Raw genomic sequence first — 25,408 nt, 5'->3', positions numbered from 1 at the left:
TTCATCTAAGAATGTGCCTATATATAACAAACAAAAAGCTCATCAATAAAGATGAGCGGAGAGCGACATTACATTGTAACCATATCTAGAAAATGATCAATCACAATGGAGGACATTCCTAATGCCGGTGCATTTTTTCCTAAGGAAGAAGGTAATAATTCATAGCTATTGCCTAATTGGGAATAAACCCTTGACGATACTTCGCTTCTAATTGAATTTAAAACCATAGGATGGGATTCAATTATGCTGTTTCTTAAAATGATGGCTTGTGGATTGAATGTATTTAGAATATTGGTAAGGCCTATTCCTAAATAGAATCCAAAATTCTGTAATGCATGTAAGGTGCTGATATCATTTGCATGGGCGAGCTCTATGATATCTTGATAGGACACTTTTTTCTCTTTCGTCTGAAGAGATGTTAATAAAGCCTTTTCTGAAGCATACAATTCCCAGCAACCGCGGTTTCCGCAACTGCATTTAGGACCATTAAAGTCAATTGTCATATGTCCCATTTCTCCAGAGAATCCGCTTACCCCTCTATATAAATGGTTGTTGATAATAATACCGATCCCTATCCCTGTACTGATACTTGCATAAATAATGTTATCGTGATTTTTTGCAGCACCAAATACTTTTTCTCCATATGCGCCAGCATTTGCCTCATTTTCAATAAAAACAGGCACATTGAACTTCTCATGTATAGAAGATTTTAAGTCGATATCTTTCCAGTTCGAGTTCGGAGTGAAAACAACTTTTTGATTTTTATCAATGAGTCCTGGCACACAGATGCCTATACCAATAAGACCGTAAGGAGATTGGGGCATATGCGTGATAAAGTGATGAATCATATCAATTAAAATGTCTTTCGTTATTTCTGGAGAATTTGATTCTAAATGGTGGTGTTGATCAAGAACGATCGTCCCTTCAAGGTCTGTTAAAATACCATTGATATAATCCACACCCACATCTATTCCTACGGAGTATCCTGCCTTTTTATTAAAAACAAGCATGACAGGCCTTCTTCCGCCACTTGATTGACCTTGACCTATTTCAAATACAAGATTTTCTTTCATTAATGTGTTTACCTGTGATGAAACAGTTGATTTATTTAATCCAGTCATTTCAGATAATTTTGCTCTTGAAATAGGTGAATTTTTGAGTATTTCTTTTAATAATAACTTTTGATTTACTTTTTTAACAAAGGCTTGATCTGCGATATCCACTTCATCCACTCCATTTGTATAACCTTTAAATTAAGTATGAACATAGTACATAGCGAATCTTCCCTTTATTATATCTAATGTGTTCATAAAAAACTAAAAAAATATTGAAAATACTGATGAGGTTATATAAGATGAAAATAAGTTAGTTCGTTTAGGCAACAAACTAACAAGCAGCTATGAAATAAATGCAGCTGTATTTGAATGATCATGTTTTGAATTTATTTTTAAGGGGGAAATCACATGGCTCAATCTCATTCTAGTTCAGTCAACTATTTTGGAAGCGCAAACAAAGTGGTTTACGAAGGGAAAGATTCGACTAATCCTTTAGCATTTAAATATTATAATCCTCAAGAAGTAATCGGCGGAAAAACGATGAAAGAGCATTTGCGATTTTCTATTGCCTATTGGCATACATTTACTGCTGATGGCACAGACGTTTTTGGAGCGGCTACGATGCAAAGACCGTGGGATCACTATAAAGGCATGGATCTAGCGAAGGTGAGAGTAGAAGCAGCATTTGAGATGTTTGAAAAACTAGATGCACCATATTTTGCTTTTCATGACCGGGATATTGCACCAGAAGGAAGTACGCTAAAAGAGACTAACCAAAATTTAGATATGATCGTGAGCATGATTAAAGATTACATGAGAAATAGCAACGTTAAGCTATTATGGAATACTGCAAACATGTTTACAAATCCCCGTTTCGTCCATGGCGCTGCGACTTCTTGCAATGCAGATGTGTTTGCGTATGCTGCAGCACAAGTGAAAAAAGGGTTAGAAACAGCAAAAGAGCTTGGCGCCGAGAACTATGTATTTTGGGGCGGCCGTGAAGGATATGAAACATTGTTAAATACCGATTTAAAATTCGAGCTTGATAATTTGGCAAGATTTTTGCATATGGCAGTGGATTACGCGAAGGAAATCGGGTACACAGGGCAGTTTTTGATTGAGCCAAAACCAAAAGAGCCGACCACCCATCAATACGATACAGATGCAGCAACAACCATTGCCTTTTTGAAGCAATATGGCTTAGACAATCATTTTAAATTAAATCTCGAAGCCAATCATGCCACATTAGCCGGGCATACATTCGAACATGAATTACGCATGGCAAGAGTGCATGGTCTGCTTGGCTCTGTTGACGCGAACCAGGGACACCCTCTGTTAGGTTGGGACACAGATGAATTTCCGACAGATTTATATTCTGCGACATTAGCAATGTACGAAATTCTGCAAAATGGCGGCCTTGGAAGCGGCGGATTAAACTTTGACGCGAAGGTCAGAAGATCTTCTTTTGAGCCTGATGATCTAATATATGCCCATATTGCAGGGATGGATGCATTTGCAAGAGGATTGAAAGTCGCCCATAAATTAATCGAAGATCGTGTGTTTGAAGATGTGATTCAACACCGCTACCGCAGCTTTACTGAAGGGATTGGTCTTGACATTATAGAAGGAAGAGCTACTTTCAATACACTTGAGCAATATGCGCTAAATAATCAATCAATTAAAAACGAATCTGGAAGACAGGAGCGATTAAAAGCGATATTGAACCAATACATTTTAGAAGTATAACGGGATAAGCTCCAGATCCTGTGATACAAAGTCACCGAACTACCCGTCATAATTCCTTTACTCTTTCTGATTGTTATGACGGGTAATTTTTATAATTGGGATTTATTTAGAGTGAATGATTTTTTAAAAGGGTAAGGAGTGGAAAAATGAAGTACGTCATTGGGATTGATCTTGGGACGAGTGCTGTTAAAACCATTTTAGTCAATCAAAACGGCAAGGTTTGTGCAGAAACGTCCAAACGTTATCCACTCATCCAAGAGAAGGCGGGATATAGTGAGCAAAATCCTGAAGACTGGGTGCAGCAAACAATTGAAGCATTGGCTGAATTGGTTTCTATATCCGATGTTCAAGCCAAGGATATTGACGGGATAAGCTATTCGGGACAAATGCATGGGTTGGTGCTGCTTGACCAAAATCGTCAGGTGTTGCGTCATGCAATTCTTTGGAATGATACCAGAACGACGCCTCAATGCATCAGGATTACCGAGACATTTGGCGATCATCTGCTTGACATCACAAAAAACCGTGTACTAGAAGGATTTACATTACCTAAAATGTTATGGGTGAAGGAAAATGAACCCGAACTTTTCAAAAAAACGGCTGTTTTTTTGCTTCCAAAAGACTATGTGAGATTTCGTATGACTGGTGCCATTCACACTGAATACTCCGATGCAGCAGGGACTTTACTTTTACATATTGCCCGCAAGAAGTGGAGTGATGATATTTGCGAACAATTTGGTATACCTGTAGATATTTGCCCTCCGCTTGTTGAATCTCATGATTGTGTAGGATCGCTGCTTCCGAACGTCGCGGCGGAGACAGGACTATTGGAAAAAACAAAAGTGTACGCTGGGGGAGCGGATAATGCTTGCGGTGCTATTGGAGCGGATATTCTTTCTTCCGGCAAAACATTATGCAGTATTGGGACCTCAGGGGTCATACTTTCCTATGAAGAAGACAATGAAAGAGACTTTAAAGGGAAAGTGCACTTTTTTAATCATGGAAAAAAGGATTCTTTTTATACGATGGGAGTCACGCTCGCTGCAGGATACAGCTTGGATTGGTTTAAAAATACGTTTGCGCCAAACGAATCGTTTGAGCAATTATTGCAGGGGGTGGAATCTATTCTGATAGGAGCCAATGGACTGCTATACACTCCTTATTTGGTGGGTGAAAGAACGCCGCATGCTGATTCTTCTATTCGGGGAAGCTTGATCGGAATGGATGGAGCCCACAAAAGAGAGCACTTTTTGAGGGCGATAATGGAAGGTATCACATTCTCTTTGCATGAATCAATTGAGCTATTCCGCGAAGCGGGAAAATCAGCTAATACTGTCGTTTCTATTGGTGGGGGTGCTAAAAATGAAACGTGGCTGCAAATGCAAGCTGATATTTTCAATGCGAGGGTGATTAAGTTAGAAAATGAACAAGGCCCAGCCATGGGAGCGGCTATGCTGGCTGCTTTTGGAAGTGGGTGGTTTGAATCCCTTGAAGATTGTGCAAAGCAGTTCATTCGTAAGGCTGCTACATTTTATCCAATGGAACAAAATGTCCAAAAATATAAAACACTATTTGATTTGTATAAGAACATCTACACTCACACAAAGGATCTCAATACAGCTTTGCAGAGCTTTCGAAAAAACGAATGACAATGGAACAATTAGCGACGAATCACCATCAAAGGCATTATCTGTTAACAAAATTGAAAACGTTATCAAAAAATCATTTCATGCAATTCTATTTTCAAAAAACAAAAGTCTATTACATTGCAGCCTCTTTTGAAAGGTGGTGAGCACAACGGTAAGACCAAATACACCCTCATCAAACAGGAGGAATACCAAATGAAGCAAAAAAGAATGAAGTTTTTGTTAGCAGTTTTATTTAGTCTAGCACTGACATTACCTGCATGGTCCGCACAGGCGGCAACTACAATCACCTCAAATCAAACTGGCTTCCAAGATGGCTATGATTATGAATTGTGGAAGGATTATGGGAACACTAGTATGACGCTAAATAGCGGTGGCGCGTTTAGCGCCCAGTGGAGTAACATTGGGAATGCTTTATTCCGAAAAGGCAAGAAATTCGATACAACCAAGACTCACTCACAACTTGGAAATATATCAATTCGTTACAACGCAACCTTCAATCCGGGAGGAAATTCATATCTGTGTGTTTATGGATGGACAAAAGATCCGCTCGTAGAATATTACATCGTCGATAATTGGGGCACCTATAGACCGACTGGAACGCCTAAAGGTACATTTACTGTTGATGGAGGGACATATGACATTTATGAGACCACTAGAATCAACCAACCTTCCATTATAGGTACCGCAACCTTTAAACAGTATTGGAGTGTCCGGCAGACAAAACGAACAAGCGGAACCGTATCTGTCAGCGAACACTTCAAAAAGTGGGAAAGCTTAGGAATGCCAATGGGTAAGATGTATGAAACCGCACTTACTGTAGAGGGATATCAAAGTAATGGCAGTGCTAATGTAACTACCAATGTATTGACTGTTGGGGGGAAAAGTCAATAATCCTTCCTCTTGGTTTACGATGAATATGGGCAGTATGTTCATGCACAAATAACCCCTCACATTAACGTGAAAGGGGTTTTTTATTATCTACACTTTTTATATTATTCAAAAAGATTCATGTTACAAAAGCTAGATCAACTCTAACTATTAGGAGTTGCGAAATCAGCTATCTCGTGTGCTATACAGCAGAAAATTTCACAGGCAGTGTTTTTCTATTTCACACAGCCATGAAAACCTCTATTGGTCACGTATCCATTCTTGCTCCAGATGGAAAGTTTTTCTGATTTTGCTTCTTGCTCATCTAGTCTGAATTGGTCTATGTATTTGGTGTTTGGCTCATATACATATGCTACTCTGGCCAATCCTTCTTTCAACAATGTTTCCTGAACAGATTTGCCGTCAGCATAAACGTAAGCTAACAGTCTTCCATACTTATCTCTGCGATCGCCTTTATCAAATTCCAGCTGCAGCTTACCGCTGTTGACCAATTCTTTATTTCGTTTTGACGCATCCTCACCGTATGGCTGAACACAAGAATGCGGTTTCTTCGTCTCAGGTGTATCAACGAGCAAGTAGCGAACTGTGTCTTTTTTTCCGTTGTAAATCACCTTAATCGTATCTCCATCAACTGTTCTATCTAATGTAACATCTACCAATTTCTTATGAGGCGTGCCAGCCTCTTGTTCTGGCTGTTTATATTCATTAGAGTGAGTATGCTCAGTCTCACTAGAACCTGACTGGTTTGTTGCTGTGCGATTTGATCCGCAAGCTCCCAAAGTCATACTTAAAACGATGGCGATCATACTGACCAAAATCTTCTTCATATTCATTCCCTCTTTATCATTTTCTCTTTTCGCGCTTAAACATCAACATTATAACGATATGGACATTTTTTGTGAATGGAAAATACCTATAACTTCAGGGGAACTTCTTACACTGAAATTACCAATGGTTAACTTTGTAATAAGGTGACCAAAACATTACCATTACAGAAGGAAGATAAACAATTCTGAAAATGATATTGACTGAAAATGCTTTTAGAATTATGATAATATCAGAAATGACAATAATATGACAAAAACATCACTACAACATAACAATTAATGGCTTATGTTATTGATTTAAAAATGCAAACGATTACAAACGCAGAAATCTAAGATCGAGATGACATTAGTTTTGTATCAATATCCACACTGAAAGAGCTTATTAAGTATTCTTAATAAAGGCAGGGGAGATGGATATGAATGAACATCGAAATCGAAGGTTGAAATTAATAATGATCTCAGCAACTTTTGGAGGACTTCTTTTTGGGTATGACACCGGAGTTATAAATGGAGCTTTGCCTTTTATGGCAAGACCAGATCAGCTTCATTTAACAGCGGTTACAGAAGGGCTTGTTACGAGTATTCTTTTATTAGGTGCGGCGTTTGGAGCGTTGTTATGCGGAAGATTAGCTGATCGATATGGCCGCCGTAAAATGATCCTTAATCTCTCTTTTTTATTTTTCTTGGCCTCACTTGGGACAGCGTTTGCACCTAGTGTTTTCATCATGGCGGTCTTTCGTTTTTTATTGGGACTGGCTGTTGGGGGAGCATCAGCGATGGTACCGGCTTTTTTAGCGGAAATGGCACCGCATGAGAAGAGAGGACGTATGGTAACCCAAAATGAGCTAATGATTGTTGGCGGGCAATTTTTAGCATATGTTTTTAATGCCATCCTTGGTGTAACAATGGCAAATACGGGACATGTTTGGAGATACATGCTAGTCATTTGTGCCGTTCCGGCTATCTTGTTATTTGCCAGTATGCTTAAGGTGCCAGAAAGCCCGAGATGGCTAATCTCAAAAGGCAAAAAAAATGAGGCGCTGCGTGTTCTTAAACAAATTTGTGAAGATAAACGTGCAGAAGCTGAATATCGGGAAATTCAAAAAGCGGTAGAAAAAGATACAGAGCTTGAGAAGGCATCGCTCAAGGACTTTTCTACCCCATGGCTGCGCCGTCTTTTGCTGATTGGAATCGGTGTAGCCATCGTAAATCAAATTACAGGTGTGAACTCGATTATGTATTATGGCACACAAATCCTTAAAGAATCCGGTTTTGGCACAAAAGCGGCTTTAATCGCTAATATTGGGAATGGGCTGATATCCGTTATTGCAGTTATATTTGGGATTTGGCTGGTCGGAAAAGTAAGGCGGCGTCCAATATTGTTGATTGGTTTGGCGGGGACGACTACAGCGCTCCTATTGATTGCAATTTTCTCAATTGTGCTTGATGGATCTATGGCACTTCCTTATGTGGTGCTTTCTTTGACCGTTTTATTTCTTGCCTTTATGCAAGGGTGTGTTGGACCTGTGACTTGGCTGGTCATAGCGGAAATATTTCCTCAAAGATTGAGAGGACTTGGTTCTGGGATAAGTGTTTTTTTTCTCTGGTTATTAAACTTTGTGATTGGTTTTGCTTTCCCGATCTTGCTTAGTTCTGTAGGGTTGTCTTTTACATTCTTTATATTCGTGGCTTTAGGTGTATTGGCAATTGGTTTTGTGTACAAATTCATGCCGGAAACAAAGGGGCGTACACTTGAAGAACTAGAAGAGCATTTCCGTTTTCGACATGATCATAATACTCACGAACAATCAGTTATTAAGGTATAAATATGTTGAACATCTCTCTTCTTAGAGGAGGGATTTTTGTTTAGCTTCAGAAAAAACAAAATCCCTCTGCCAGAGGGATTTTGATTCAGCATGTTAAGATGTTCTACACGTATAATACAGGAGTTGATACTTTGAAAATCTCGCCATCTCTTATATAAAAACGAGGGATGCGGCGGCTTAATGTAGACACCACTTCATAGTTAATCGTATTGAGCATTTCAGCCACTTCATCAACGGAAATCTCAGCTCCTTTTTGCTTACCGTAAATTACGACTTCTTCTCCTTGTTCACCTTCACCGTTTTCTCCTAAACTGACCATGATCATATCCATTGTTACTCTTCCCGCTACAGGCACTCGTTTTCCGCGGTGAAGAACAAACCCGCGATTGGAAAGGGCACGAGAATAGCCGTCAGCATAGCCGATCGGGATTGTAGCAATTACTTCATTAGGTTCTGCAACGTATGTAGCACCATAGCTAACGGTTCGGGGCTCTGTCCGCATGGTTTTGACATAAGCGATGCGCGCTTTTAAACTTAGCGCAGGTTCAAGCTTAACGAGATGTAGTTGTTTAATATAGGCAGAAGGATATAAACCATATAAGCCGATACCTAAACGGATCATATCAGCGCTAAATTCCGGAAATGCGATAGCTGCGGCTGTGTTGCACATATGCACGGTGGGCAGCTCAATTCCTTGTTCTTTTAAAAAGCTGAGAAAATTGATGAATTTTTCGTGCTGCAGCTTTGTGAGTGTTGTGTCTGGTTCATCAGCTGTTGAAAAATGTGTAAAAATCCCTGTCCACCTGAGAAATTCGCTTACCTTTAGGGCTTTCACTACTGCTAAAAGCTCTTCCTTTGTGCGTACACCTAATCGTCCCATGCCGGTATCCACGTTAATATGAATAGCCAGCCGATCAGTACTTGCTTCTTTCTCCAATATCTCGTTTGCTTCTTTTATCCAATCAACCTGAAATGCTGATAATGTTATATCCCAAGCCGCTGACTTCTTCACACAACTAAGGGACGTAAAACCAAGCACAAGGATAGGTGCTGTAATCCCCGCTTTTCGTAAAACGATTCCTTCCTCCACGCTGGCAACTGCGAGCTCACTCGCCCCGTGTTCAAGTGCATGACGCGCCACTTCTATAGACCCGTGACCATAACCGTTCGCTTTTACGACAGCCATAATTTTGCTCTTATGTGGAATATGACGGCGGATCGCTCGCAAATTCTTTTTAACGGCATCAAGATTGACTTCGATCCAAACTTCTCGGCAAAGCTTTATCATCAACGCTTCCTTCCTTCTTATGGATTGTAACTACCACCTATTGCCGTAAGAATAAATGTTAATTGTTGGATGATTCGATCTTATTTTATTCAGCTTCATTTGAAATCATTCAACAGCAAATCCATGTGATACGAAAAGGTGCTAATCAATGTTCGAATAGCAAATATGGATAAACGAGGCTTGTAAGGGGATGAGAATGGATATTGAGGCTGAGGATATGAGAAGTACAACTAATCAAAAATAACCTGCAGTGATTATTTGTTTTGGTACACTCTCATAGGAGGAATGATAACCAGAAATCAAACAGGGAGGTTTCACCGTTCTCAATAACAAGGGATACCGATTAGAGTGTTGAACACTATGACGGAGCAAACTGGCCAGAACATGAAGATGATTCAAGCGAAAAAGCACGGTCTGCAGAGAATAGAACAAGAAAGACACTTTATATAAAGATACTGACTGAGCCTAGAGGAAAGGGGGGCGCCTAAGGTATGAACATTAGAAGAACCTTTTAAATGAGAAGGACTGAGAAAATTCTGTAAAAGATAATCCGTTCAAAAAGCAGTCGATTCCTTGTTCCATAAACCTGACATCAGAGTATATAATTAAATTCGTATTCAAAAAATCGTTTAAGTAAGGGGTATACATGAAAAGGGGAGTTAGTTTTCAAATACCGAATGAATATGGAAATTTTCTATGGAAAATACTGCAGCCAGTAGACATAGCTCATTATAAGTGGCAAACGAGTGGTGAATCTTATTTTGTAGTAGATGGAGAGCTCGATAATGAGGAGCTCTTTCATGACTTTGCTATTGTTGAAGGGGCGGATTTTGCGCAACTATTAAAAACGAATCAGTACTATACCATTTTCGTTGAATTGAAAGCATTTCCACATGGAAAAACAGTTAATCAAGTCAATACATATGAAGAGTTTGCTGACAGTGATTGCGAATTTGTCCTTTTGATAGCAGATAATAGCTACGTTTCGATTTACTGTAAAAACAAAAATACCATTGAAAAACTTTATTTTAATGCTTTACACAATGATTTTGAAGACGTTCAGTTTATAACTGATGAAAATGACACAAGAACAGGCCTTACTGTATGATAGCCAATAAAATAAAAGGAGCTAATACATAACAATGCAAATTAAAATCAAATATCTAGATGAAACACAAACAAAAATCAGCAAAATTGAGAAGGGAGACTGGATCGATCTTCGAGCAGCTGAGGATGTAACAATCAAAAAAGATGAATTTAAGCTTGTCCCATTAGGTGTAGCAATGGAGCTGCCAGAAGGTTACGAAGCACATGTCGTTCCTCGGTCAAGCACATATAAGAACTTTGGCGTTATTCAAACAAATTCAATGGGTGTTATCGATGAGTCATACAAGGGAGACAACGATTTTTGGTTCTTTCCTGCTTATGCATTGCGCGATACTGAAATTAAGAAGGGTGATCGTATCTGTCAGTTTAGAATCATGAAGAAAATGCCGGCGGTTGAATTGGTTGAAGTTGAGCATTTGGGAAACGAGGATAGAGGAGGACTCGGTTCAACAGGTACTAAGTAAACAAAATAAATCCTTGGCTGTCTTTATGATGTGTGATTGATCAATGCAGATTACAGCCAAGGTACATATTATCTAATTTGATCAGCAAATGATTAAATGTTTATTGAGGTCCTATTTTTATTTTTATAGCGATTAGCTAGTCTTTTATAATACATGCTTAACATGTAAAAGAACCAATAGCCTAACAAAGTCCCTAAGGTGTTAAGCATTAAATCATCCACGTCAAAACTTCTGTAAACAGATTTTATATACACTGAATACGAAAGCTGTGTTAGTTCAATAAACAAAGAAATGAAAAATCCAATTAGTAATATTTTTTTAAGGTTATTAAGCTTTTCAAATAACAGTGGAAATAAAAAGCCAACTGGGAGCAATAATATCAGGTTTCCTCCGATTGATCTGATTACATAAAATTGTAGGCCTTCGTGATAAACATCTACAAAGAAATAAAATGGGATGAAGTTATTCCCAGATACAAATGGGAGATAAGAGTCGTACCTCATATCTTTTATCAAACCAGCATCTACGGGCAGAGGAAATAATGTAACACTTATCAAATTGAAAAAGTAAACCAATAAACAAAAGATAACGATATGCTTATGTATGGGTAATCCATCTTTTTTAAAAAGGGCTCGTTTAATGAGTCGATAAACTAGAAAGCAAAAATAGAGGACCATTAAAAATGGCAAGAGAAAAGACGAGTCGAGCATAAGTACACCACAATTTCCTTTTTGATTCATTTTAACACAAATAGGAAAATGAAGGAATTTCTAAAATAAAAGAATGTTTGATCAGAGGGCAAATAAAAACTAGGATATCATCAACTTAACCAAGTTAAATGGTGTGTCTGGGTCAAAACTTGCGGTAACTAAAAGCAATGTGACAGACTATGTTATGGAGAAATACCGATGTAAAAGAGGGGGTAACTCCTCTTTACACACAAAGGGATGGAATAAGAATCTCATTTTATCGGTGCGTGCTTACTATTTGCGATAATATTGTATTCGTAATATATTATGCCAAGCAACTGAAAATGAAGGAAGGAAATGAATTGCCATGACTCAATTCGATAAACAATACAACTCAATCATAAATGACATTATAAATAATGGAATCTCAGACGAAGAATTTCAAGTAAGAACAAAGTGGGACTCAGATGGAACACCGGCTCATACACTAAGCGTGATTAGTAAGCAAATGAGATTCGACAACTCAGAGGTTCCGATTTTAACGACAAAAAAAGTTGCCTGGAAAACAGCCATTAAAGAATTGCTCTGGATTTGGCAGCTGAAATCGAACGATGTTAATGATTTAAACAAGATGGGCGTACATATTTGGGATCAGTGGAAACAAGAAGACGCCACCATCGGACATGCATATGGATTTCAGCTGGGGAAGAAAAACAGAAATTTAAATGGAGAAAAAGTGGATCAGGTTGATTATCTTCTTCATCAATTGAAGAACAATCCATCTTCACGCAGGCACATTACAATGCTGTGGAATCCTGATGAATTAGACGCAATGGCCTTAACACCATGTGTATACGAGACACAGTGGTATGTAAAACAAGGGAAACTCCACCTTGAGGTAAGAGCGCGGAGCAATGACATGGCCTTAGGGAATCCGTTCAATGTATTTCAGTATAATGTGTTGCAGCGCATGATTGCTCAAGTGACTGGCTATGAGCTTGGTGAATATATCTTTAACATTGGGGATTGCCATGTGTACACCCGTCATATAGACAATTTGAAAATCCAGATGGAAAGAGAACAGTTTGAAGCACCGGAACTATGGATCAATCCTGAAGTGAAAGATTTTTATGATTTTACAATCGATGATTTTAAGTTAATCAAGTATAAGCATGGGGACAAGCTTTCATTTGAGGTAGCGGTTTAATGTTGTAATTTCATTAAGAAATCTGGAAGATGAATAAAAATCGAAGGACAAATACGTATAATACATAAAAAAGATTAACTATACAGTTAATCTTTTTTATTCAGAAGAAAATATCCTAATTTTGAAACTAAATATAAAGTAAAAGCAATCATTAAAGTTCTAGATATCACAATTCCATGAATAGCGAGATCATATCCAGCAGGTACCAATGCATTTGTATTACACATAAAATATATCGATATTAGAAGTGCTACTATAACTAAAATCATTCCAAAAAGACTTGTTTTTTCATATTTCATACCAATATTCACCCTTTTTAAAGTTTGTTTTGAACAAAAGAGCTGAAGATACGAGCTATGAGCAGTATGCTCCATAAAAAACCGCCAGCAATGCTGGCGGCCTTTTGCTGCTTCGTTTATTTATTAACAGAGATTGTAACGTTATTTCCTGAAACAGAAACCTTTGCGAAATCCTGTGTATCTACCACAGGAGTGATAGCTTTATTGTCGATTGTGATGCTGTTAAAAGATGTCGAAAAGGCTGTTTTGATGGCATCACGCTGGCTTTCATAAGAAACTGCTGCAGTAGCAAGTGTTTTCCATTTTGAAATCGTGCCGATGTTGGTCCCTTGAATTTCTGTGATAATTCGTCCGGTAAAGCCGTCATTATTCGTTCCCCAAAGGGTCATGCGCGTATTGCCGTTTAAATTTTTATAGATTGTCATTTGGACTGTGCTTCCAGGGCGGAAGCCTTTATTGTAGGTGAACTTGTCTTTTCCTTCGATGTACGTTTCTTCATTTTTGGACCCTACCTTCATGAGGGGCTTCCAGACGTTGTATTGCTTGCTGTACTGAAGCCCGATATCTGCCTCAGTTCCGCTTGTTGCCCTAAATCCTGAATAAATATAAGGAGTAGAGACCGTATCATATTTTACAGTGTCAGGAAGATTGATTTTAGCTGTGAAAACGGCGCCTGTACTATTCAGATAGGCGCGGCCGCCGATTCCCTTAGGCAGCTGGGAGGCTGCTTTTGCGACTTGAGCATCTGCCGCGGGCAAGCCTGGTATACCTGATGGAAGTGTTCCGAAAAGAATGGCTGTTCCTACTGCACCTGCAATCAATACTTTTTTCACTCAAATTCCCCCTTTTGATAGTGATTTCGTGATTTATTATACCTTATTTTGGAACTGGATTTATGTATATAAATCGACAAAATATTTCATTTTGAGTGATGTAAGGGACGAAACGTTTCTGAAATCTGAAAGCTATATACCTTTAACAAAGGAAATAATAAGATCATAATCGTGTTAACCGATTTGAAATTTTCCTCATAATAAAAGCACAAATGCTTAAAGAAACGATAATCAAAAGAATGCGCGCTATCGTTTCCCAGCCTGTAAAAAAGGGGTGCTGTTTCATCAATGTCTGTCCTTGTAACATGATAAAAGCACAGATACCGACTAAGAAAAGAAAACAAATGCTTAGGATTGCTAACGCTTTACGTGAGTATGTTTTCATTTCATCTTTAAAATACAGCAATACGAAAACAAAGCAGCTAACATTGGCGATTGTTCTTATCACCTCAAAGCTTGTCATGACAACTGATATAAATAGACAAAGTAAAATGATATAAAATACGATGTTTCTAGACAAACAACCTCTCCTTTTATGTGTGATACTCTAAGAGTTTATAAACATTTCTTTGTAACTGCAATACTTGGAAATCGAATTGAATCTGCCTATATAAGAACTAAATAAACTATGTACTAAATATTCATCATTCTTTTTTTAATTCAGTCACCAAGGTTTTTATAGAAAGTGAAGGGAAGCTTCAAGATGATAGTGCTCAAAAAAGCCCGGCATTAGCCGGGGAAAAGTGAAAACGAGGAGATGTGAATGGAGTTTAGTAATGTTTCTTATGCTTTTTATACTCTACAACATAATCATAATCTTTTTTGTCGTGATCATAATATTTTTTATGGTAATCACAGTCATCATCTTTCTTATGATAGTCATCATATTTTTTGTCATAATCACAGTCGTCTTCTTTTTTATCATGGTGGTATTTTTTATCATATTCGTAATACTTTTTATAATACGTTTTTTTGACCGTATAATACTCTTCTTTATATTTTTTGTAATAACCCATATATACTCCTCCTTTATTTATAATACGTTTTATTATATGGCGAGTTGATTTTGCGGCTTGGACAGTTAAAATCATAGAAGGAAAAAAGGGCTGTCCAAATGGAAGAAAAAAGACAGGTGACATAGAAACAAATCAAAATAAAGAGCCGATTTTTCATCGGCCCAAACGATTTATCTTATATTTGTTTGTCTTCTTTGTTGTCTGCATCACTTTTTCTTAAATCCTGAGTCAGTCCGCTGGTTGCTTGTTTAAATTCTGATAAGGCTTTTCCTGCTGCACGGCCAAGCGCCGGCAGTTTATCAGGTCCAAACACTAAAAAACCTACAAACAAAATAACGAGTATTTTTGTAAAGCTTAATTCCATATCCCTTTCCTCCTGATTGAAGTACAACCTTTTACACAAATTATAAGAGATGGCAGTTCAAATGGGAATGCATTTATTTTGACAAATTAAAACCAGCACAAAAGCGGATTCTTAAAACGGCTGCTGCTGAATATAATGTCCAATGCCCTGCTTAAGATGATTGAAATAAAGGAGAGGTGTGGCTGATGAGATTTACTAAGGTATTTGGATTTTTGTCTGTTTTAGGGCTGGCGGCGGTTTTTCCATTAACGGCACAAGCAGAAAAAGCGGGAACTGCGGGAGCTGGAGAGTGGGATAAATTGGGGACTTACACATATACCTACTCAAGTCCCGCGGTATACTCGAGCGGAGGAGATTTTAGAGTGTGCCTTTCAGGAAGCACTCCTTTTTCTGTCTCACTGCACTTATATGAGGATGATGCCGGTGACAATCCTGATGATTATGTAGGGTCAAACTATTTTTCACCCGGAGAATGCTACACCTTTGGCAGTATTGGAAAATTTGTAGACGGAAGCAATAACAAGGCTGAGTTTTTTGTCACCGATTACTCTGGAAAATCTAAAGCGGTTACGTTTTATGATTGATGTGCTCAAATTGTGAAGTACAACCCTTTGTTAAAAACAAAAAAGAGAGAGGTATCTCTCTCTTTTTTTATTCTTCGACAGCCTTACGAAGCCGTTCATTTACGATGCCAGTCCAGCCGCCATCCATCTTATCGCGAATGACGGAGCTTTTCTCGTTTGCTTTGCCGATCAATTCATTCGGCTCTTTCCAGCCGCTGTGAATAAGGGTAAACTTCGTTTTTTCCCCCAAGTCTTTTAATTGAAAGGTAACGAGCCATCCATCTGTATCCCATTCAAAAGAAAGTTCAGTTGGAGCGTGAACATCCAAAACTTTACAAGGGGACGGTCCGAACGGTGATTGCAAGTGGAATTCTTGTCCTTCTTTGAGCTGCAAGTCATTGGGCATAAACCACTTGGCAATGCCTTCTGAAGTGGAGACTGTCTCCCAGACTTTCTGAATGGGAGCCTCCAGGGTAATGCTTTTCGTAATATCTGGTAATGTATTTTCATGATTTTGAACCATTTTGTTTACCTCTTGACATAAGATGTTTTTTCAATTTAATCATATAATAACTAATAAGATCATGTCCATAGCTTGCATTGTTTATGCTGCAGCTGCTGATGAATAGTGTATCAGCCGAAAATGTATAGTTGTGATTGCATTCTTGCTTATGTTTGGGTCAGGTTCCTGTTCAGCCCATTTATTTTGAGCGATTTTGCTGCGCTTATCAGTTTTGTTTTAATAGTAAATCTGCCATTTTTCTAAAACAGGAGGTTTTTTATGCTTGGAAAAATCAAAGCAGCCATTGATAAAAGTCCAGGGAAGCCAGCCAGAATCGTAGTTAGTGAAAAAGCGTTTCAGCAATTAAAGGAAGAAATGCGCTTTGTTTATGTTTCCAAACCGAAAACGATAATGGGGATTCCTGTGGAAGTTTCAGATCAGGCAGAAAGCTTCAAACTGGAATTTTAGTTGATCCAAGACTGTCTAAAAAAGGTCAATTATGTTATGCTAAAATGTTCAATTTGATTTCTTGAAAGCATGATGAAATGTTCATCATGATATGTGCGCAGTAATCTTCACTCATGACTACAACTTTTAAATGCAGGCTAAACACTTCTTGGTCCCGCCTTAACACAAAGGGACGGTTAAAACTCAGTAATGAATCACAAGGAAGAGAAGGAAATCTCTCTTCTCTTTTTTTTTGCATTTTTAGGATTAAGATGCTTTTTTTGGAGAGGTATACACTTATCAAATCGACCAATATGCTAATATAGGAATTGCTTGAAATAGAAGGGAGGAGGGGCTATGAGACAGAAACCGATTTATGTAGAAATCGAAATGAATTCTGATTTGGATACACTCTGGGAATATACACAAAATCCATCACTGCATAAGGAGTGGGATCTCCGGTTTTCAAATATCACGTATTTGGATAGACAGCCATGCGAAAAACAGAAGTTTCTTTACGAAACAAGAATAGGTTTTGGGTTAAAGGTGTCAGGTACAGGAGAAACAGTCGGCGTTTTCGACAAATGTTCAGCTGAAAGATCTTCCTCACTGGCTTTCGGCTCAAATCATCCGTTATCTCTGATTCGGCATGGAAGCGGGTACTGGAGGTATATACAGAGAGAAAATGGGAAAATGACGTTTTTAACACAGTACCAATATAAAACAGCCTACGGACTGCCGGGCATGTGGATCGATCGTTTATTATTTCGGCCGCTGCTTGGATGGGCGACTGCCTGGAGCTTTGATGCATTAAGGCTTTGGATTGAGCAAAATAAACATCCGAAACATTTCATTCGATCTGCTGTCGTCTATGTGTTCATGTGCCTGTTTTTCAGCCTGTTTTGGTTTAATCAAGGCTTTACAGATGTTGAAACAAGCATTTTGGCAGGGACAGCGGAGATAGGTTTAGCTATTTTGTGGCTGATTCCTTTAAAAAGAAAATGGATCATTCATGGTGTCCAGGCTTGTATCTTTGCTTTGTTCGCTTGTCTAGGTTCCGATATGCTCATATGGGTTCTGTTGAGTGTGTTTTCTGCGGCAAGCGGTGCTCTTAGCCTGCAGCTCCCTAGTGCCATGCGCACAAATCGAAAGAGAAAGAAGTGACATTGTGAGTTCGATTTATGAAAAATCAATTATTAACTACCATTTGCTCCATCCCAAGCTGCGGAAACGGTATCAATTAGACGGGTCTCATACCTTTAGCGGGACGGGAACGATGTCAGAAATCAGCGGAGGCTCTTTTCTGGTTAGAATGCTGTTAAAGCTGGGCGTTTTGTTCAGATGTTTCTTTTCAGAAAGAGGCAAAGACATCCCATTTACGATACAAAATAGATCTTGCCTTATGAACTCGGAACATATCGGGATAGAATGGAACCGTACATTTTTCTTTAAAGGCAAAAAACGTTTCTTTGACGCGATTATGATATACGACGAGAAAGAAAATAGAATCCTTGATTTCTTTGGTAAACCTCATCTGCTGCTGTCTGTTTTGTCGTTCGAGGCATCTCATGACGGCTCTCTTACGATCACATCGGGAAAGCAATGGCTACTGATATGCGGAAAACGAATCCCGCTGCCAAAATGGCTGACCGGTACATCCGTAGTTTGCGAAACATTTGATGAAAGAAAGAATTGTTTCACCATTGAAGTGCATGTGCGAAATACAATTCTCGGCACTCTTTTCTTTTATAAAGGAACGTTTCAGGAGGAAGAGAGGGAATCATGAAACGAAATGGCATTGTCAGTGCACTTTGTTTTATAGGATTTATTGCAGCAGAAGCACCGGATATTTCAGTGGCAGAGGCACTCGTTTTGTTATCCATTCTTTTTTTCGTGCCGGGAATTTTCCCTTTTGTTTTTCGTCAATCGCAGCTTCGTGCTGCTCAATTCATTGAATACGGGCTAATCCAGTGCTATCCGGCAGCCGCATTCTTTGCAGTGCTGGCTCTTGTGACAGAGATTGGTGGTTTCGCGCTAATCTGGTGGATGTACACGGCTTTTATTGCATTGTATGCGATCCTCCGCCTTTGGGAAACGAAGATACATAGAATTGAAGAGACATCGGTTTTGTTCGGTCTTATTTATTTGGCGGGAGGAGGATTTTGGTTTTTTGCTTATGCTGCCCATTTGCAGATCATGCAATTTGGCCCTCTCATCATTTTGTTGACCGCTGTCCACTTTCACTATTCTGCTTTTCTGATCCCGATCTTCAACGGTTTACTCGGCAGAACAATTAGAAAGCATCGAATGTTGTACAATTGGATAACATGGGTGATTTTGCTTTCGCCCCTTCTGATCGCACTGGGCATAACCTATTCAAAAACACTTGATGTCATTGCGGTTAGCATTTATATGGCGGCGATTTATCTTCATGCATTTTTGGTGTTCACGGCAGCTTTTCGCACCAAGACGGGGGCATATCTTATTCGGCTTTCTTCCGCTGTTTTAATGATTACGATTGCTTTCTCTATGATTTATTCATTTGGTGTATTTCGGCAAGAAGTTACATTGACCATTAATCAGATGATTTGGATTCACGGTTTTGTCAATGCGTTTGGTGTTATCTTGCCCGCTCTCATAGGATGGAGCATAGAGGATCCGAAGCCTTTTGATGCAGGCCGTATAAAGACCTTCAGCCATATCTTCGGAAAAAGAAAGATAGGAAAAGACTTTTTAGCTAACATTCAAGCTGAGAGTAACGTCCAGTACAGCGGACTTGTGGACGATATGGGCAGCCTTCGTTCAAAGGATTTTTCACCTGAAAAACTGGCACCGCTCATTCTTTCGTTTTATGAACAAACCATCGAATACAATATCAAAGCAAAAGTAACATGGAACACGTGGTTTCGTCCGCTTGCAATTGTTTACGAATGGTTCAGCAGAAGAACCGGCCAAATACATCTTTCGACGAACCCTGACTGGTATAGAATGTTCAGCGAAATAAAAGGTGTTCATTCAAAAAAAGACGGAAGAGAAAAAGTACGTGCCTGGATTAGAACAAATGAAAAAAAGGAAACCATTTTTACCGCGCTATATTCAATGTACCGTTCAAATGGAGAGGGGTATATGAATATTTCTTTGCCGCTTCCATTTAGCAGCATGACAGGTATTTTAAAACCATATCATCATCAGGAGAAGCTGATTTTAACAAGCAGGCGGAGAAAAAGCAGAGCGGGGGATGAGGGAATTTATCTGCAAACAAGAGCGGGAACTTATCCGCTTCCTTTATCTGAAACCTTTCTGATAGAAGCTGCACATGACAACAAATTAACCGCTGTTCATCATATGTGGCTCTTTGGAATAGAATTTCTAACTGTTCATTACAGCATGACACATATTAACCGGCCTATTGAAAGAACCTAACATAAAGAAGAAGCTTCGTCTGCCAGTTGCTGCATTTCAAAATTCTGCGCCGCATCTAGACAGGAAAGGAAGAATTTATGATGTTTTATATCAGTTTATTTCTGATTCTTTGGCTGGCTGCGGGGTTTGCAGTGGGAATGAAACAAGTGTATGTCGATCAACTGTTTGATAAAGCTGTGATCGAAAGACTGGAAAAAGAAGCGAATGATCATGGACACGCTGACCGGATGATCAAACAGCGTGTCCTTTATATCGCAGCAGTGACATTAAGCGGATTTATTTCTGTTTATCATGAACTTAAAACAATTCCGCAAAGGCGAAACATAAGAAAAATTGAAAAAAACATCATGAAATTAAATCAAGCAAAAAAACGAAGAATGAAGAGAAAATAAAAAATGCACAGGCCAAATGGCAGGTGCGTTTTTGTTTTGTATGGAAATGTGTGGAAGTGGTTCCAGATTCCTTTTCATAAATTCAAAAATGAGAAGAACAGCGCCCGGGCTAATGGTATATAATATAGTGAATTTAACAAAAATTTAACAAGGAGGACAAGAGAAATCGTGCTAAAGCCTCAAAGAAACCGACATCCTGTTGATTTGGACTTAGAGGCGGAGTAGATGAAACCGGCCAAAGTATCCCTGCTCCGCCGTTTGCTCCATTCCTTGAAGCAAGTTGATTGTAACATAGCCAAACGTTTTCCATCAACTATTAAAATTGTAAAATTATTGTTAATTTTTATGGTGTTTACTCCGATTTCTTCAATTTATGCTGAAGATGTATATCAGAATTTTGAGGAATTAAAAAACAATGAAGACCCTTCTGATTACGACATTGTTACGAAAGAAACCGAAAGCCCTGTACTTGTTTTAGCCATTCACGGAGGAGGTATTGAAGGCGGGACAAGTGAGGTAGCGAGAGAGCTCAGCAAAGAGTACTCGCTGTATTTATTTGAAGGCTTAAAATCGTCGGGAAACTCAGTCCTGCACATTACAAGCACACATTTTGATGAACCTCGGGCCCTGAAAATGACGGAAAATCATGAATATGTCATTTCATTGCACGGATACGCAGAAGAAGATCAGCAGATCGAAGTTGGCGGTACAGATCGCGTAAGAGCGGCAGATTTAGTTGAGAAGCTGCAACATGCCGGTTTTCCTGCTGTATTGCTCAATACAGACCATCCGCATGCGGGCGTTAGTCCGAATAATATTGCAAATAAGTCAAAAACAGGTTTAAGTATCCAGATAGAAATGAGCACAGGCTTTAGAAAGTCTTTGTTCGGCATCTTTTCTTTAAAAAGCAGAGCTGTTACTCAAAATGAGAGGTTTTACGATTTTACAGAAGAGATGTCCCGTTTTCTCAAAAATAGCTACTGAAAAATAGGAGGCAATTAGACAGCCTCCTATTCCTTATGCTTCTCATTCGTTTCGGGAAACAGCTCGTCCGCGGTTTCCGTTTGATACTGCAACGTGTTATCTCTGGCTGACAGTTCATTTCGGAAATTTTCATCAAGCACATTTTTCAGTAAATACCGATGAAAAAAGTATTCAAATACAGTAAGACAGGCAGCGGACAGAAGAGCAGCTCCAAATGGTGAAAAATCGTTTCTTGTTTGGGTTAAAACAAAGACCCAAAGAATCACGAAAGAAAGACCAAAGTCAGCAAGTGAAGCTGTAATATTGTTTGTTCTCGGTAAGACGAGCATGTCGCCAGATAGATAGGAAACAAAACCCAAGAAAAGTGCAATAAACATCACGCTCAAAAAGGATGCGTGATAGACTCTGTCCAAAATCACATATAAAAGGGCGAGAGTGAAAGCAATCTTTGAAGCAAGCGCAATGATATGTTTCATTTGACCACCTAAATTGTTATTTTTTGAAGAAAATTCTTGGGAGAAACAAGTGATAAACACGGCAATTCGATCTCAGTCATAATGGTCATGACGATTACAGTGATTATTTTAAACAATCCGTTTTTGTTTACACTGGTATTTTTTTCAGCTGTATGAAACTTTCTTATGAAAAAGGTCGTATATGTAGATGATCAGCTTTCAAGGGAGAATGGTTTATGGAGATAAAAGGAATCAATCACTTGCTATTTTCAGTTTCGCATTTGGATACATCGATTGATTTTTATCAAAAAGTGTTTGGCGCAAAGCTTCTGGTAAAAGGGAGAACAACTGCATATTTTGATATGAACGGCATCTGGCTTGCGCTTAATGAAGAAGCAGACATCCCCAGAAATGAAATTAAGTCTTCTTATACTCATATTGCTTTTACGATTGAGGATCATGAATTCGAGGAAGTATCAGCGAAATTAAAAAGACTTCATGTCAATATTCTGCCTGGCAGAGAACGAGATGAACGCGATCGAAAATCAATTTATTTTACCGATCCTGACGGCCACAAATTTGAATTTCATACCGGAACCCTTCAAGACAGGCTTCGATATTACAAACAAGAAAAAACACATATGTCCTTTTATGGTGATACGGCCTTTTGATATCACACACCATATATGGTTAAAAGAAGGGGGATTGGTGAGGCTAAATGTTCCGGGGAAGTTTCTATTGATTCATTCATCTGAACATTCAGAACTGCATAAGTGTCTGGGTGAAGGGAGTATTGGTATGCATATTTACTTATTGTATATAGCTCACTACGATTTAGAGAAGTGAGCGGTTTTTAACAGAAAAATGAACTAAATAAACTATGTGCTAAATTTTCATTATATTCAATCGCCTCGCCCCTTAATAAATATGAAACCATATCCTTTCACGATCCAAAGAATGAAACATTTTTAAGAAGGTAGCGTCTAATATTATAAACATGCATGTGTTGATTAAAAGTTTCCTGAAGGAAAGAAAATTTCTTGACTTCAACAATCTTTTAGTGGATAATTTTGGTGTAAACATGATGTTCTTTTTCCTCCTATTCAGGCTCGCACCCAAAAGTCAGGGCGAGCCTGCTTTTTTTGAACAACAAACCCCCTCTCCGTAAAGGAAGAGGGGGTTATTTCATGCGTCTGATAGATCAATAGATTAATGGACCGTTCTGAACACGCCAATTACTTTCCCTAGAATGCTGACATTCTGCAAAATGATGGGTTCCATCGTTGGGTTCTCAGGCTGCAAGCGAATGTGAGTATCCTCTTTATAGAAACGTTTTACCGTAGCTTCATCATCTTCTGTCATCGCAACTACAATTTCCCCATTGTTCGCTGTGTTTTGCTGTTTAACGATGACATAGTCCTTATCGAGAATACCAGCGTCTATCATGCTGTCTCCCATAATCTCCAGCATAAATACGTGTTCGTCTGGAGGAACCATGCGGTCAGGAAGCGGAAAATATTCTTCAATATTTTCAACTGCTGTAATGGGAGATCCCGCTGTGACTTTCCCAATGACAGGTACATTAACAACCTGGCTTTGCGGAATGTCTACTTCTTCATCAAGAATTTCTATTGCTCTTGGTTTTGTCGGATCCCGTCTGATCAGCCCTTTTGTTTCCAATCGGGCCAAATGGCCGTGGACAGTAGAGCTGGACGCAAGCCCGACAGCCTCTCCGATCTCTCTCACGGAAGGCGGATATCCTTTTGATTTAACCTCTGCTTTAATAAAACGGAGGATATCAAGTTGCCTTTTTGATAGCTTCGTCATTTTTCGCACCTCAAAACGTCGATTTTAAGAAGATTATAGCATGATTTTCCTTACAGTACAAACATAGGTTCGAAAAAAACAATTGACAGAAACGTTTGTTCGTATATACTGAAATTATAAAAATGCGAACAAACATTCCTGTCGGGGGTATGATCATGAGTAAAGAATCTATTATTTTTGTCGGTCTGTTCACAGTGATTTTGAGCGCGGTTATCCTGATGCTGTCATATACAAGCAGCGGCCAGGAGCTTAATCAGTATGTTAAAATAGAAGTCCAGCAAGGGGACACACTCTGGTCAATTGCTGATCAGGTAGCTGATACAAAAAAGATAAATAAAAATGATTTTATTGAATGGGTAGCTGATAAAAATCATCTTCAGACGTCTGATATCCAGCCGGGTGATGAATTAGTGATCCCATTGAAAAAGAAGCATCAAGATGCATATGAATTGGCAACTGTAAGATAGAGAGGACAGATAGAAAAAATGAAAGCACTCATTTATGCCCGCGTAAGCACAAATAAAGAACAACAGGAAACGTCATTAAAGCGGCAGGAGGAAGAGCTTGCGGCCATTGCAGCTGAGAACGGCATGGAAGTTGTCAAAGTGATTTCTGAAAAAGCCAGCGGATATGAAATGGATCGGGATGGTGTATTTGAGCTGCTTGATGAGATTAAGAACGCTGAAATCGATGTCATTTTGGTTCAGGATGAGACAAGGCTCGGAAGGGGAAACGCAAAAATCGCACTGCTTCATTGCATTTACAGAGAAGGTGTGAAAGTCTATACAACTGCACACAGAGGTGAATTGGAGTTATCGGAGGCTGACTCAATGGTGCTGGAAATCGTCAGCATTGTCGAAGAGTATCAACGTAAAATTCACAACATGAAAATCAAACGGGGAATGAAGCGTGCGGTAAAAAACGGTTTTAAACCGCAAAAAAACTTAAAAAACCAACACGAGAACAGCGGAAAAGATAGAATAGAGGTGCCAATCTCTGAGATCGTCCGCCTGAGAGCGAATAAACTGACGTTTGCTGAAATCGCGGCTACCTTAAGAGGGTTTGGTTATGATGTCTCTAAAGCAACCGTTCACCGGCGTTTTCAGGAATACATAGAGAATGAAGAGACAGCGGAGTGAATCAGTTGTAAAACTTTTTTTGATCTAGTACTATATAGACAAAATGCAATAAATAAAGGAGTTTAACATGATTTCAAACGCGAAAATTGCCAGAATTAATGAGCTTGCTGCTAAAGCAAAAGCTGGCGTTATTACAGAAGATGAAAAAGCCGAACAGCAAAAGCTCCGTCAAGAGTACTTGAAAGGTTTTCGTTCTTCTATGAAGAACACCTTGAAAAGTGTCAAAATCATTGATCCAGAAGGCAATGATGTAACACCAGAAAAGCTAAAAAGAGAACAAAGAAATAACAAACTTCACTAATATAAGAGGAATACGGCAATATCGTATTCCTCTTTTGCATATACTATAATCAAAACTCTTATGTGACAAAATTCAACAAGTTTCTCTCAAATTTAAGCTGAAACAGTTGAGAAAAAG

General features: G+C 38.9%; 30 protein-coding genes and 1 pseudogene. 19 read left to right on the top strand and 12 right to left on the bottom strand.

Features of this window, described 5'->3' with window-relative positions; all coding sequences use genetic code 11:
• Nucleotides 1–68: 68 nt before the first annotated feature.
• Nucleotides 69–1,223 carry a transcriptional repressor XylR gene (xylR, locus tag QA442_RS13065; RefSeq protein WP_069149640.1) on the bottom strand — a complete coding sequence of 385 codons (1,155 nt, stop codon included), beginning with the start codon at nt 1,221–1,223 and terminating at the stop codon, nt 69–71.
• Nucleotides 1,224–1,463: 240 nt separating this feature from the next.
• Between xylR and xylA the strand changes: the two genes are divergently transcribed.
• From xylA to QA442_RS13050, 3 genes are all read left to right on the top strand, one after another.
• Complete coding sequence (xylA, locus tag QA442_RS13060; protein ID WP_095432829.1) at nt 1,464–2,801, top strand: xylose isomerase; 1,338 nt, start codon at nt 1,464–1,466, stop codon at nt 2,799–2,801.
• Between the two features lie 146 nt (nt 2,802–2,947).
• The gene (gene xylB, locus QA442_RS13055) at nt 2,948–4,450 is read left to right on the top strand and encodes a xylulokinase (RefSeq protein WP_095432830.1); all 1,503 of its coding nucleotides are present in this window, start codon (nt 2,948–2,950) and stop codon (nt 4,448–4,450) included.
• A gap of 192 nt (nt 4,451–4,642) precedes the next feature.
• Complete coding sequence (locus tag QA442_RS13050) at nt 4,643–5,341, top strand: glycoside hydrolase family 11 protein (RefSeq protein ID WP_095432831.1); 699 nt, start codon at nt 4,643–4,645, stop codon at nt 5,339–5,341.
• A gap of 212 nt (nt 5,342–5,553) precedes the next feature.
• On the opposite strand, the gene QA442_RS13045 is transcribed toward QA442_RS13050, so the two are convergent.
• Nucleotides 5,554–6,165: a thermonuclease family protein gene (locus QA442_RS13045; protein WP_095432832.1), complete on the bottom strand. Its 612-nt coding sequence runs from the start codon at nt 6,163–6,165 to the stop codon at nt 5,554–5,556.
• Between the two features lie 410 nt (nt 6,166–6,575).
• On the opposite strand from QA442_RS13045, the gene QA442_RS13040 reads away from it, so the two are divergent.
• Nucleotides 6,576–7,991, top strand: coding sequence for a sugar porter family MFS transporter (locus QA442_RS13040; RefSeq protein WP_095432833.1), 1,416 nt, complete (start codon nt 6,576–6,578; stop codon nt 7,989–7,991).
• 103 nt (nt 7,992–8,094) lie between these two features.
• Here QA442_RS13040 and alr read toward each other — a convergent pair whose 3' ends face one another.
• A complete protein-coding gene (alr, locus tag QA442_RS13035; protein WP_095432834.1) occupies nt 8,095–9,279 on the bottom strand; it encodes an alanine racemase in 1,185 nt (394 codons plus the stop codon).
• Nucleotides 9,280–9,925: 646 nt separating this feature from the next.
• Between alr and QA442_RS13030 the strand changes: the two genes are divergently transcribed.
• Nucleotides 9,926–10,387, top strand: coding sequence for a DUF2691 family protein (locus tag QA442_RS13030; RefSeq protein WP_095432835.1), 462 nt, complete (start codon nt 9,926–9,928; stop codon nt 10,385–10,387).
• Nucleotides 10,388–10,421: 34 nt separating this feature from the next.
• On the top strand, nt 10,422–10,850 hold the full coding sequence (gene dutA, locus QA442_RS13025) for a dUTP diphosphatase DutA (RefSeq protein WP_095432836.1): 429 nt from the start codon (nt 10,422–10,424) through the stop codon (nt 10,848–10,850).
• Nucleotides 10,851–10,942: 92 nt separating this feature from the next.
• Here the strand turns inward: dutA and QA442_RS13020 are convergent, their stop codons facing one another.
• Nucleotides 10,943–11,527 carry a VanZ family protein gene (locus QA442_RS13020; RefSeq protein WP_250628932.1) on the bottom strand — a complete coding sequence of 195 codons (585 nt, stop codon included), beginning with the start codon at nt 11,525–11,527 and terminating at the stop codon, nt 10,943–10,945.
• A gap of 379 nt (nt 11,528–11,906) precedes the next feature.
• On the opposite strand from QA442_RS13020, the gene QA442_RS13015 reads away from it, so the two are divergent.
• The gene (locus QA442_RS13015) at nt 11,907–12,746 is read left to right on the top strand and encodes a thymidylate synthase (RefSeq protein WP_071581677.1); all 840 of its coding nucleotides are present in this window, start codon (nt 11,907–11,909) and stop codon (nt 12,744–12,746) included.
• An 86-nt stretch (nt 12,747–12,832) separates the two neighbouring features.
• Here QA442_RS13015 and QA442_RS13010 read toward each other — a convergent pair whose 3' ends face one another.
• From QA442_RS13010 to QA442_RS12990, 5 genes are all read right to left on the bottom strand, one after another.
• Nucleotides 12,833–13,120, bottom strand: a complete 288-nt coding sequence (locus tag QA442_RS13010; RefSeq protein WP_139236127.1) for a hypothetical protein — start codon at nt 13,118–13,120, stop codon at nt 12,833–12,835.
• Nucleotides 13,121–13,161: 41 nt separating this feature from the next.
• Nucleotides 13,162–13,878 carry a YrpD family protein gene (locus QA442_RS13005; RefSeq protein WP_071581678.1) on the bottom strand — a complete coding sequence of 239 codons (717 nt, stop codon included), beginning with the start codon at nt 13,876–13,878 and terminating at the stop codon, nt 13,162–13,164.
• A gap of 163 nt (nt 13,879–14,041) precedes the next feature.
• Complete coding sequence (locus QA442_RS13000) at nt 14,042–14,398, bottom strand: YoqO family protein (protein WP_095432838.1); 357 nt, start codon at nt 14,396–14,398, stop codon at nt 14,042–14,044.
• A 250-nt stretch (nt 14,399–14,648) separates the two neighbouring features.
• Nucleotides 14,649–14,894, bottom strand: a complete 246-nt coding sequence (locus QA442_RS12995) for a spore coat protein C (protein WP_095432839.1) — start codon at nt 14,892–14,894, stop codon at nt 14,649–14,651.
• A 175-nt stretch (nt 14,895–15,069) separates the two neighbouring features.
• Entirely contained in the window at nt 15,070–15,258 is a 189-nt protein-coding gene (locus QA442_RS12990) for a twin-arginine translocase TatA/TatE family subunit (protein ID WP_014664108.1), read from the bottom strand.
• Between the two features lie 71 nt (nt 15,259–15,329).
• Between QA442_RS12990 and QA442_RS22235 the strand changes: the two are divergent.
• A pseudogene (locus QA442_RS22235) lies at nt 15,330–15,404 on the top strand (hypothetical protein); the annotation flags it as partial.
• A gap of 39 nt (nt 15,405–15,443) precedes the next feature.
• On the top strand, nt 15,444–15,842 hold the full coding sequence (locus tag QA442_RS12985; protein ID WP_095432840.1) for a hypothetical protein: 399 nt from the start codon (nt 15,444–15,446) through the stop codon (nt 15,840–15,842).
• Nucleotides 15,843–15,909: 67 nt separating this feature from the next.
• Here QA442_RS12985 and QA442_RS12980 read toward each other — a convergent pair whose 3' ends face one another.
• Nucleotides 15,910–16,344: an SRPBCC family protein gene (locus QA442_RS12980; RefSeq protein WP_095432841.1), complete on the bottom strand. Its 435-nt coding sequence runs from the start codon at nt 16,342–16,344 to the stop codon at nt 15,910–15,912.
• Between the two features lie 258 nt (nt 16,345–16,602).
• Between QA442_RS12980 and QA442_RS12975 the strand changes: the two genes are divergently transcribed.
• The 6 genes from QA442_RS12975 (at nt 16,603) to pghL (ending at nt 21,569) form a co-directional block, all read left to right on the top strand.
• The gene (locus tag QA442_RS12975) at nt 16,603–16,791 is read left to right on the top strand and encodes a hypothetical protein (RefSeq protein WP_095432842.1); all 189 of its coding nucleotides are present in this window, start codon (nt 16,603–16,605) and stop codon (nt 16,789–16,791) included.
• A 336-nt stretch (nt 16,792–17,127) separates the two neighbouring features.
• The gene (locus QA442_RS12970; RefSeq protein WP_071581683.1) at nt 17,128–17,934 is read left to right on the top strand and encodes a hypothetical protein; all 807 of its coding nucleotides are present in this window, start codon (nt 17,128–17,130) and stop codon (nt 17,932–17,934) included.
• Nucleotides 17,935–17,938: 4 nt separating this feature from the next.
• On the top strand, nt 17,939–18,556 hold the full coding sequence (locus QA442_RS12965) for a DUF4166 domain-containing protein (protein WP_071581684.1): 618 nt from the start codon (nt 17,939–17,941) through the stop codon (nt 18,554–18,556).
• Nucleotides 18,553–20,193: a YndJ family protein gene (locus QA442_RS12960; protein ID WP_095432843.1), complete on the top strand. Its 1,641-nt coding sequence runs from the start codon at nt 18,553–18,555 to the stop codon at nt 20,191–20,193. The genes QA442_RS12965 and QA442_RS12960 overlap by 4 nt, the downstream gene beginning before the upstream one ends.
• 77 nt (nt 20,194–20,270) lie before the next feature.
• Nucleotides 20,271–20,585: a hypothetical protein gene (locus tag QA442_RS12955; protein ID WP_040083045.1), complete on the top strand. Its 315-nt coding sequence runs from the start codon at nt 20,271–20,273 to the stop codon at nt 20,583–20,585.
• 225 nt (nt 20,586–20,810) lie between these two features.
• Nucleotides 20,811–21,569 carry a gamma-polyglutamate hydrolase PghL gene (gene pghL, locus QA442_RS12950; RefSeq protein ID WP_095432844.1) on the top strand — a complete coding sequence of 253 codons (759 nt, stop codon included), beginning with the start codon at nt 20,811–20,813 and terminating at the stop codon, nt 21,567–21,569.
• Between the two features lie 26 nt (nt 21,570–21,595).
• On the opposite strand, the gene QA442_RS12945 is transcribed toward pghL, so the two are convergent.
• Entirely contained in the window at nt 21,596–22,045 is a 450-nt protein-coding gene (locus tag QA442_RS12945) for a YndM family protein (RefSeq protein WP_014664120.1), read from the bottom strand.
• A 215-nt stretch (nt 22,046–22,260) separates the two neighbouring features.
• On the opposite strand from QA442_RS12945, the gene fosM reads away from it, so the two are divergent.
• A complete protein-coding gene (gene fosM / locus QA442_RS12940) occupies nt 22,261–22,695 on the top strand; it encodes a FosM family fosfomycin resistance protein (RefSeq protein WP_095432846.1) in 435 nt (144 codons plus the stop codon).
• A gap of 538 nt (nt 22,696–23,233) precedes the next feature.
• Here fosM and lexA read toward each other — a convergent pair.
• A complete protein-coding gene (gene lexA, locus QA442_RS12935) occupies nt 23,234–23,851 on the bottom strand; it encodes a transcriptional repressor LexA (RefSeq protein WP_003238209.1) in 618 nt (205 codons plus the stop codon).
• 149 nt (nt 23,852–24,000) lie between these two features.
• Between lexA and yneA the strand changes: the two genes are divergently transcribed.
• The 3 genes from yneA (at nt 24,001) to QA442_RS12920 (ending at nt 25,291) form a co-directional block, all read left to right on the top strand.
• Entirely contained in the window at nt 24,001–24,318 is a 318-nt protein-coding gene (yneA, locus tag QA442_RS12930) for a cell division suppressor protein YneA (protein ID WP_080478226.1), read from the top strand.
• Between the two features lie 18 nt (nt 24,319–24,336).
• Nucleotides 24,337–24,990, top strand: coding sequence for a YneB family resolvase-like protein (locus QA442_RS12925; RefSeq protein WP_095432847.1), 654 nt, complete (start codon nt 24,337–24,339; stop codon nt 24,988–24,990).
• Between the two features lie 67 nt (nt 24,991–25,057).
• Nucleotides 25,058–25,291 carry a DUF896 domain-containing protein gene (locus QA442_RS12920; RefSeq protein WP_014664125.1) on the top strand — a complete coding sequence of 78 codons (234 nt, stop codon included), beginning with the start codon at nt 25,058–25,060 and terminating at the stop codon, nt 25,289–25,291.
• Nucleotides 25,292–25,408: the final 117 nt, after the last annotated feature.

The organism is Bacillus stercoris (genome assembly GCF_029772985.1).
In the GTDB taxonomy this organism is placed as follows: domain Bacteria; phylum Bacillota; class Bacilli; order Bacillales; family Bacillaceae; genus Bacillus; species Bacillus stercoris.
The sequence above is the reverse complement of the archived record's forward strand: the minus strand, read 5'-3'. Positions and strand labels throughout refer to the sequence as shown.

Excerpts from the sequence above, each read along its gene's own strand:
- xylA (WP_095432829.1), top strand. The coding sequence starts at position 1,464 with ATGGCTCAATCTCATTCTAGTTCAGTCAACTATTTTGGAAGCGCAAAC.
- xylB (WP_095432830.1), top strand. The coding sequence starts at position 2,948 with ATGAAGTACGTCATTGGGATTGATCTTGGGACGAGTGCTGTTAAAACC.
- QA442_RS13050 (WP_095432831.1), top strand. The coding sequence starts at position 4,643 with ATGAAGCAAAAAAGAATGAAGTTTTTGTTAGCAGTTTTATTTAGTCTA.
- QA442_RS13045 (WP_095432832.1), bottom strand. The coding sequence starts at position 6,165 with ATGAAGAAGATTTTGGTCAGTATGATCGCCATCGTTTTAAGTATGACT.
- QA442_RS13040 (WP_095432833.1), top strand. The coding sequence starts at position 6,576 with ATGGATATGAATGAACATCGAAATCGAAGGTTGAAATTAATAATGATC.
- alr (WP_095432834.1), bottom strand. The coding sequence starts at position 9,279 with ATGATAAAGCTTTGCCGAGAAGTTTGGATCGAAGTCAATCTTGATGCC.
- QA442_RS13030 (WP_095432835.1), top strand. The coding sequence starts at position 9,926 with ATGAAAAGGGGAGTTAGTTTTCAAATACCGAATGAATATGGAAATTTT.
- dutA (WP_095432836.1), top strand. The coding sequence starts at position 10,422 with ATGCAAATTAAAATCAAATATCTAGATGAAACACAAACAAAAATCAGC.
- QA442_RS13020 (WP_250628932.1), bottom strand. The coding sequence starts at position 11,527 with ATGGTCCTCTATTTTTGCTTTCTAGTTTATCGACTCATTAAACGAGCC.
- QA442_RS13015 (WP_071581677.1), top strand. The coding sequence starts at position 11,907 with ATGACTCAATTCGATAAACAATACAACTCAATCATAAATGACATTATA.
- QA442_RS13010 (WP_139236127.1), bottom strand. The coding sequence starts at position 13,120 with ATGGAGCATACTGCTCATAGCTCGTATCTTCAGCTCTTTTGTTCAAAA.
- QA442_RS12995 (WP_095432839.1), bottom strand. The coding sequence starts at position 14,894 with ATGGGTTATTACAAAAAATATAAAGAAGAGTATTATACGGTCAAAAAA.
- QA442_RS12990 (WP_014664108.1), bottom strand. The coding sequence starts at position 15,258 with ATGGAATTAAGCTTTACAAAAATACTCGTTATTTTGTTTGTAGGTTTT.
- QA442_RS12985 (WP_095432840.1), top strand. The coding sequence starts at position 15,444 with ATGAGATTTACTAAGGTATTTGGATTTTTGTCTGTTTTAGGGCTGGCG.
- QA442_RS12980 (WP_095432841.1), bottom strand. The coding sequence starts at position 16,344 with ATGGTTCAAAATCATGAAAATACATTACCAGATATTACGAAAAGCATT.
- QA442_RS12975 (WP_095432842.1), top strand. The coding sequence starts at position 16,603 with ATGCTTGGAAAAATCAAAGCAGCCATTGATAAAAGTCCAGGGAAGCCA.
- QA442_RS12970 (WP_071581683.1), top strand. The coding sequence starts at position 17,128 with ATGAGACAGAAACCGATTTATGTAGAAATCGAAATGAATTCTGATTTG.
- QA442_RS12960 (WP_095432843.1), top strand. The coding sequence starts at position 18,553 with ATGAAACGAAATGGCATTGTCAGTGCACTTTGTTTTATAGGATTTATT.
- QA442_RS12955 (WP_040083045.1), top strand. The coding sequence starts at position 20,271 with ATGATGTTTTATATCAGTTTATTTCTGATTCTTTGGCTGGCTGCGGGG.
- pghL (WP_095432844.1), top strand. The coding sequence starts at position 20,811 with ATGAAACCGGCCAAAGTATCCCTGCTCCGCCGTTTGCTCCATTCCTTG.
- QA442_RS12945 (WP_014664120.1), bottom strand. The coding sequence starts at position 22,045 with ATGAAACATATCATTGCGCTTGCTTCAAAGATTGCTTTCACTCTCGCC.
- fosM (WP_095432846.1), top strand. The coding sequence starts at position 22,261 with ATGGAGATAAAAGGAATCAATCACTTGCTATTTTCAGTTTCGCATTTG.
- lexA (WP_003238209.1), bottom strand. The coding sequence starts at position 23,851 with ATGACGAAGCTATCAAAAAGGCAACTTGATATCCTCCGTTTTATTAAA.
- yneA (WP_080478226.1), top strand. The coding sequence starts at position 24,001 with ATGATCATGAGTAAAGAATCTATTATTTTTGTCGGTCTGTTCACAGTG.
- QA442_RS12925 (WP_095432847.1), top strand. The coding sequence starts at position 24,337 with ATGAAAGCACTCATTTATGCCCGCGTAAGCACAAATAAAGAACAACAG.
- QA442_RS12920 (WP_014664125.1), top strand. The coding sequence starts at position 25,058 with ATGATTTCAAACGCGAAAATTGCCAGAATTAATGAGCTTGCTGCTAAA.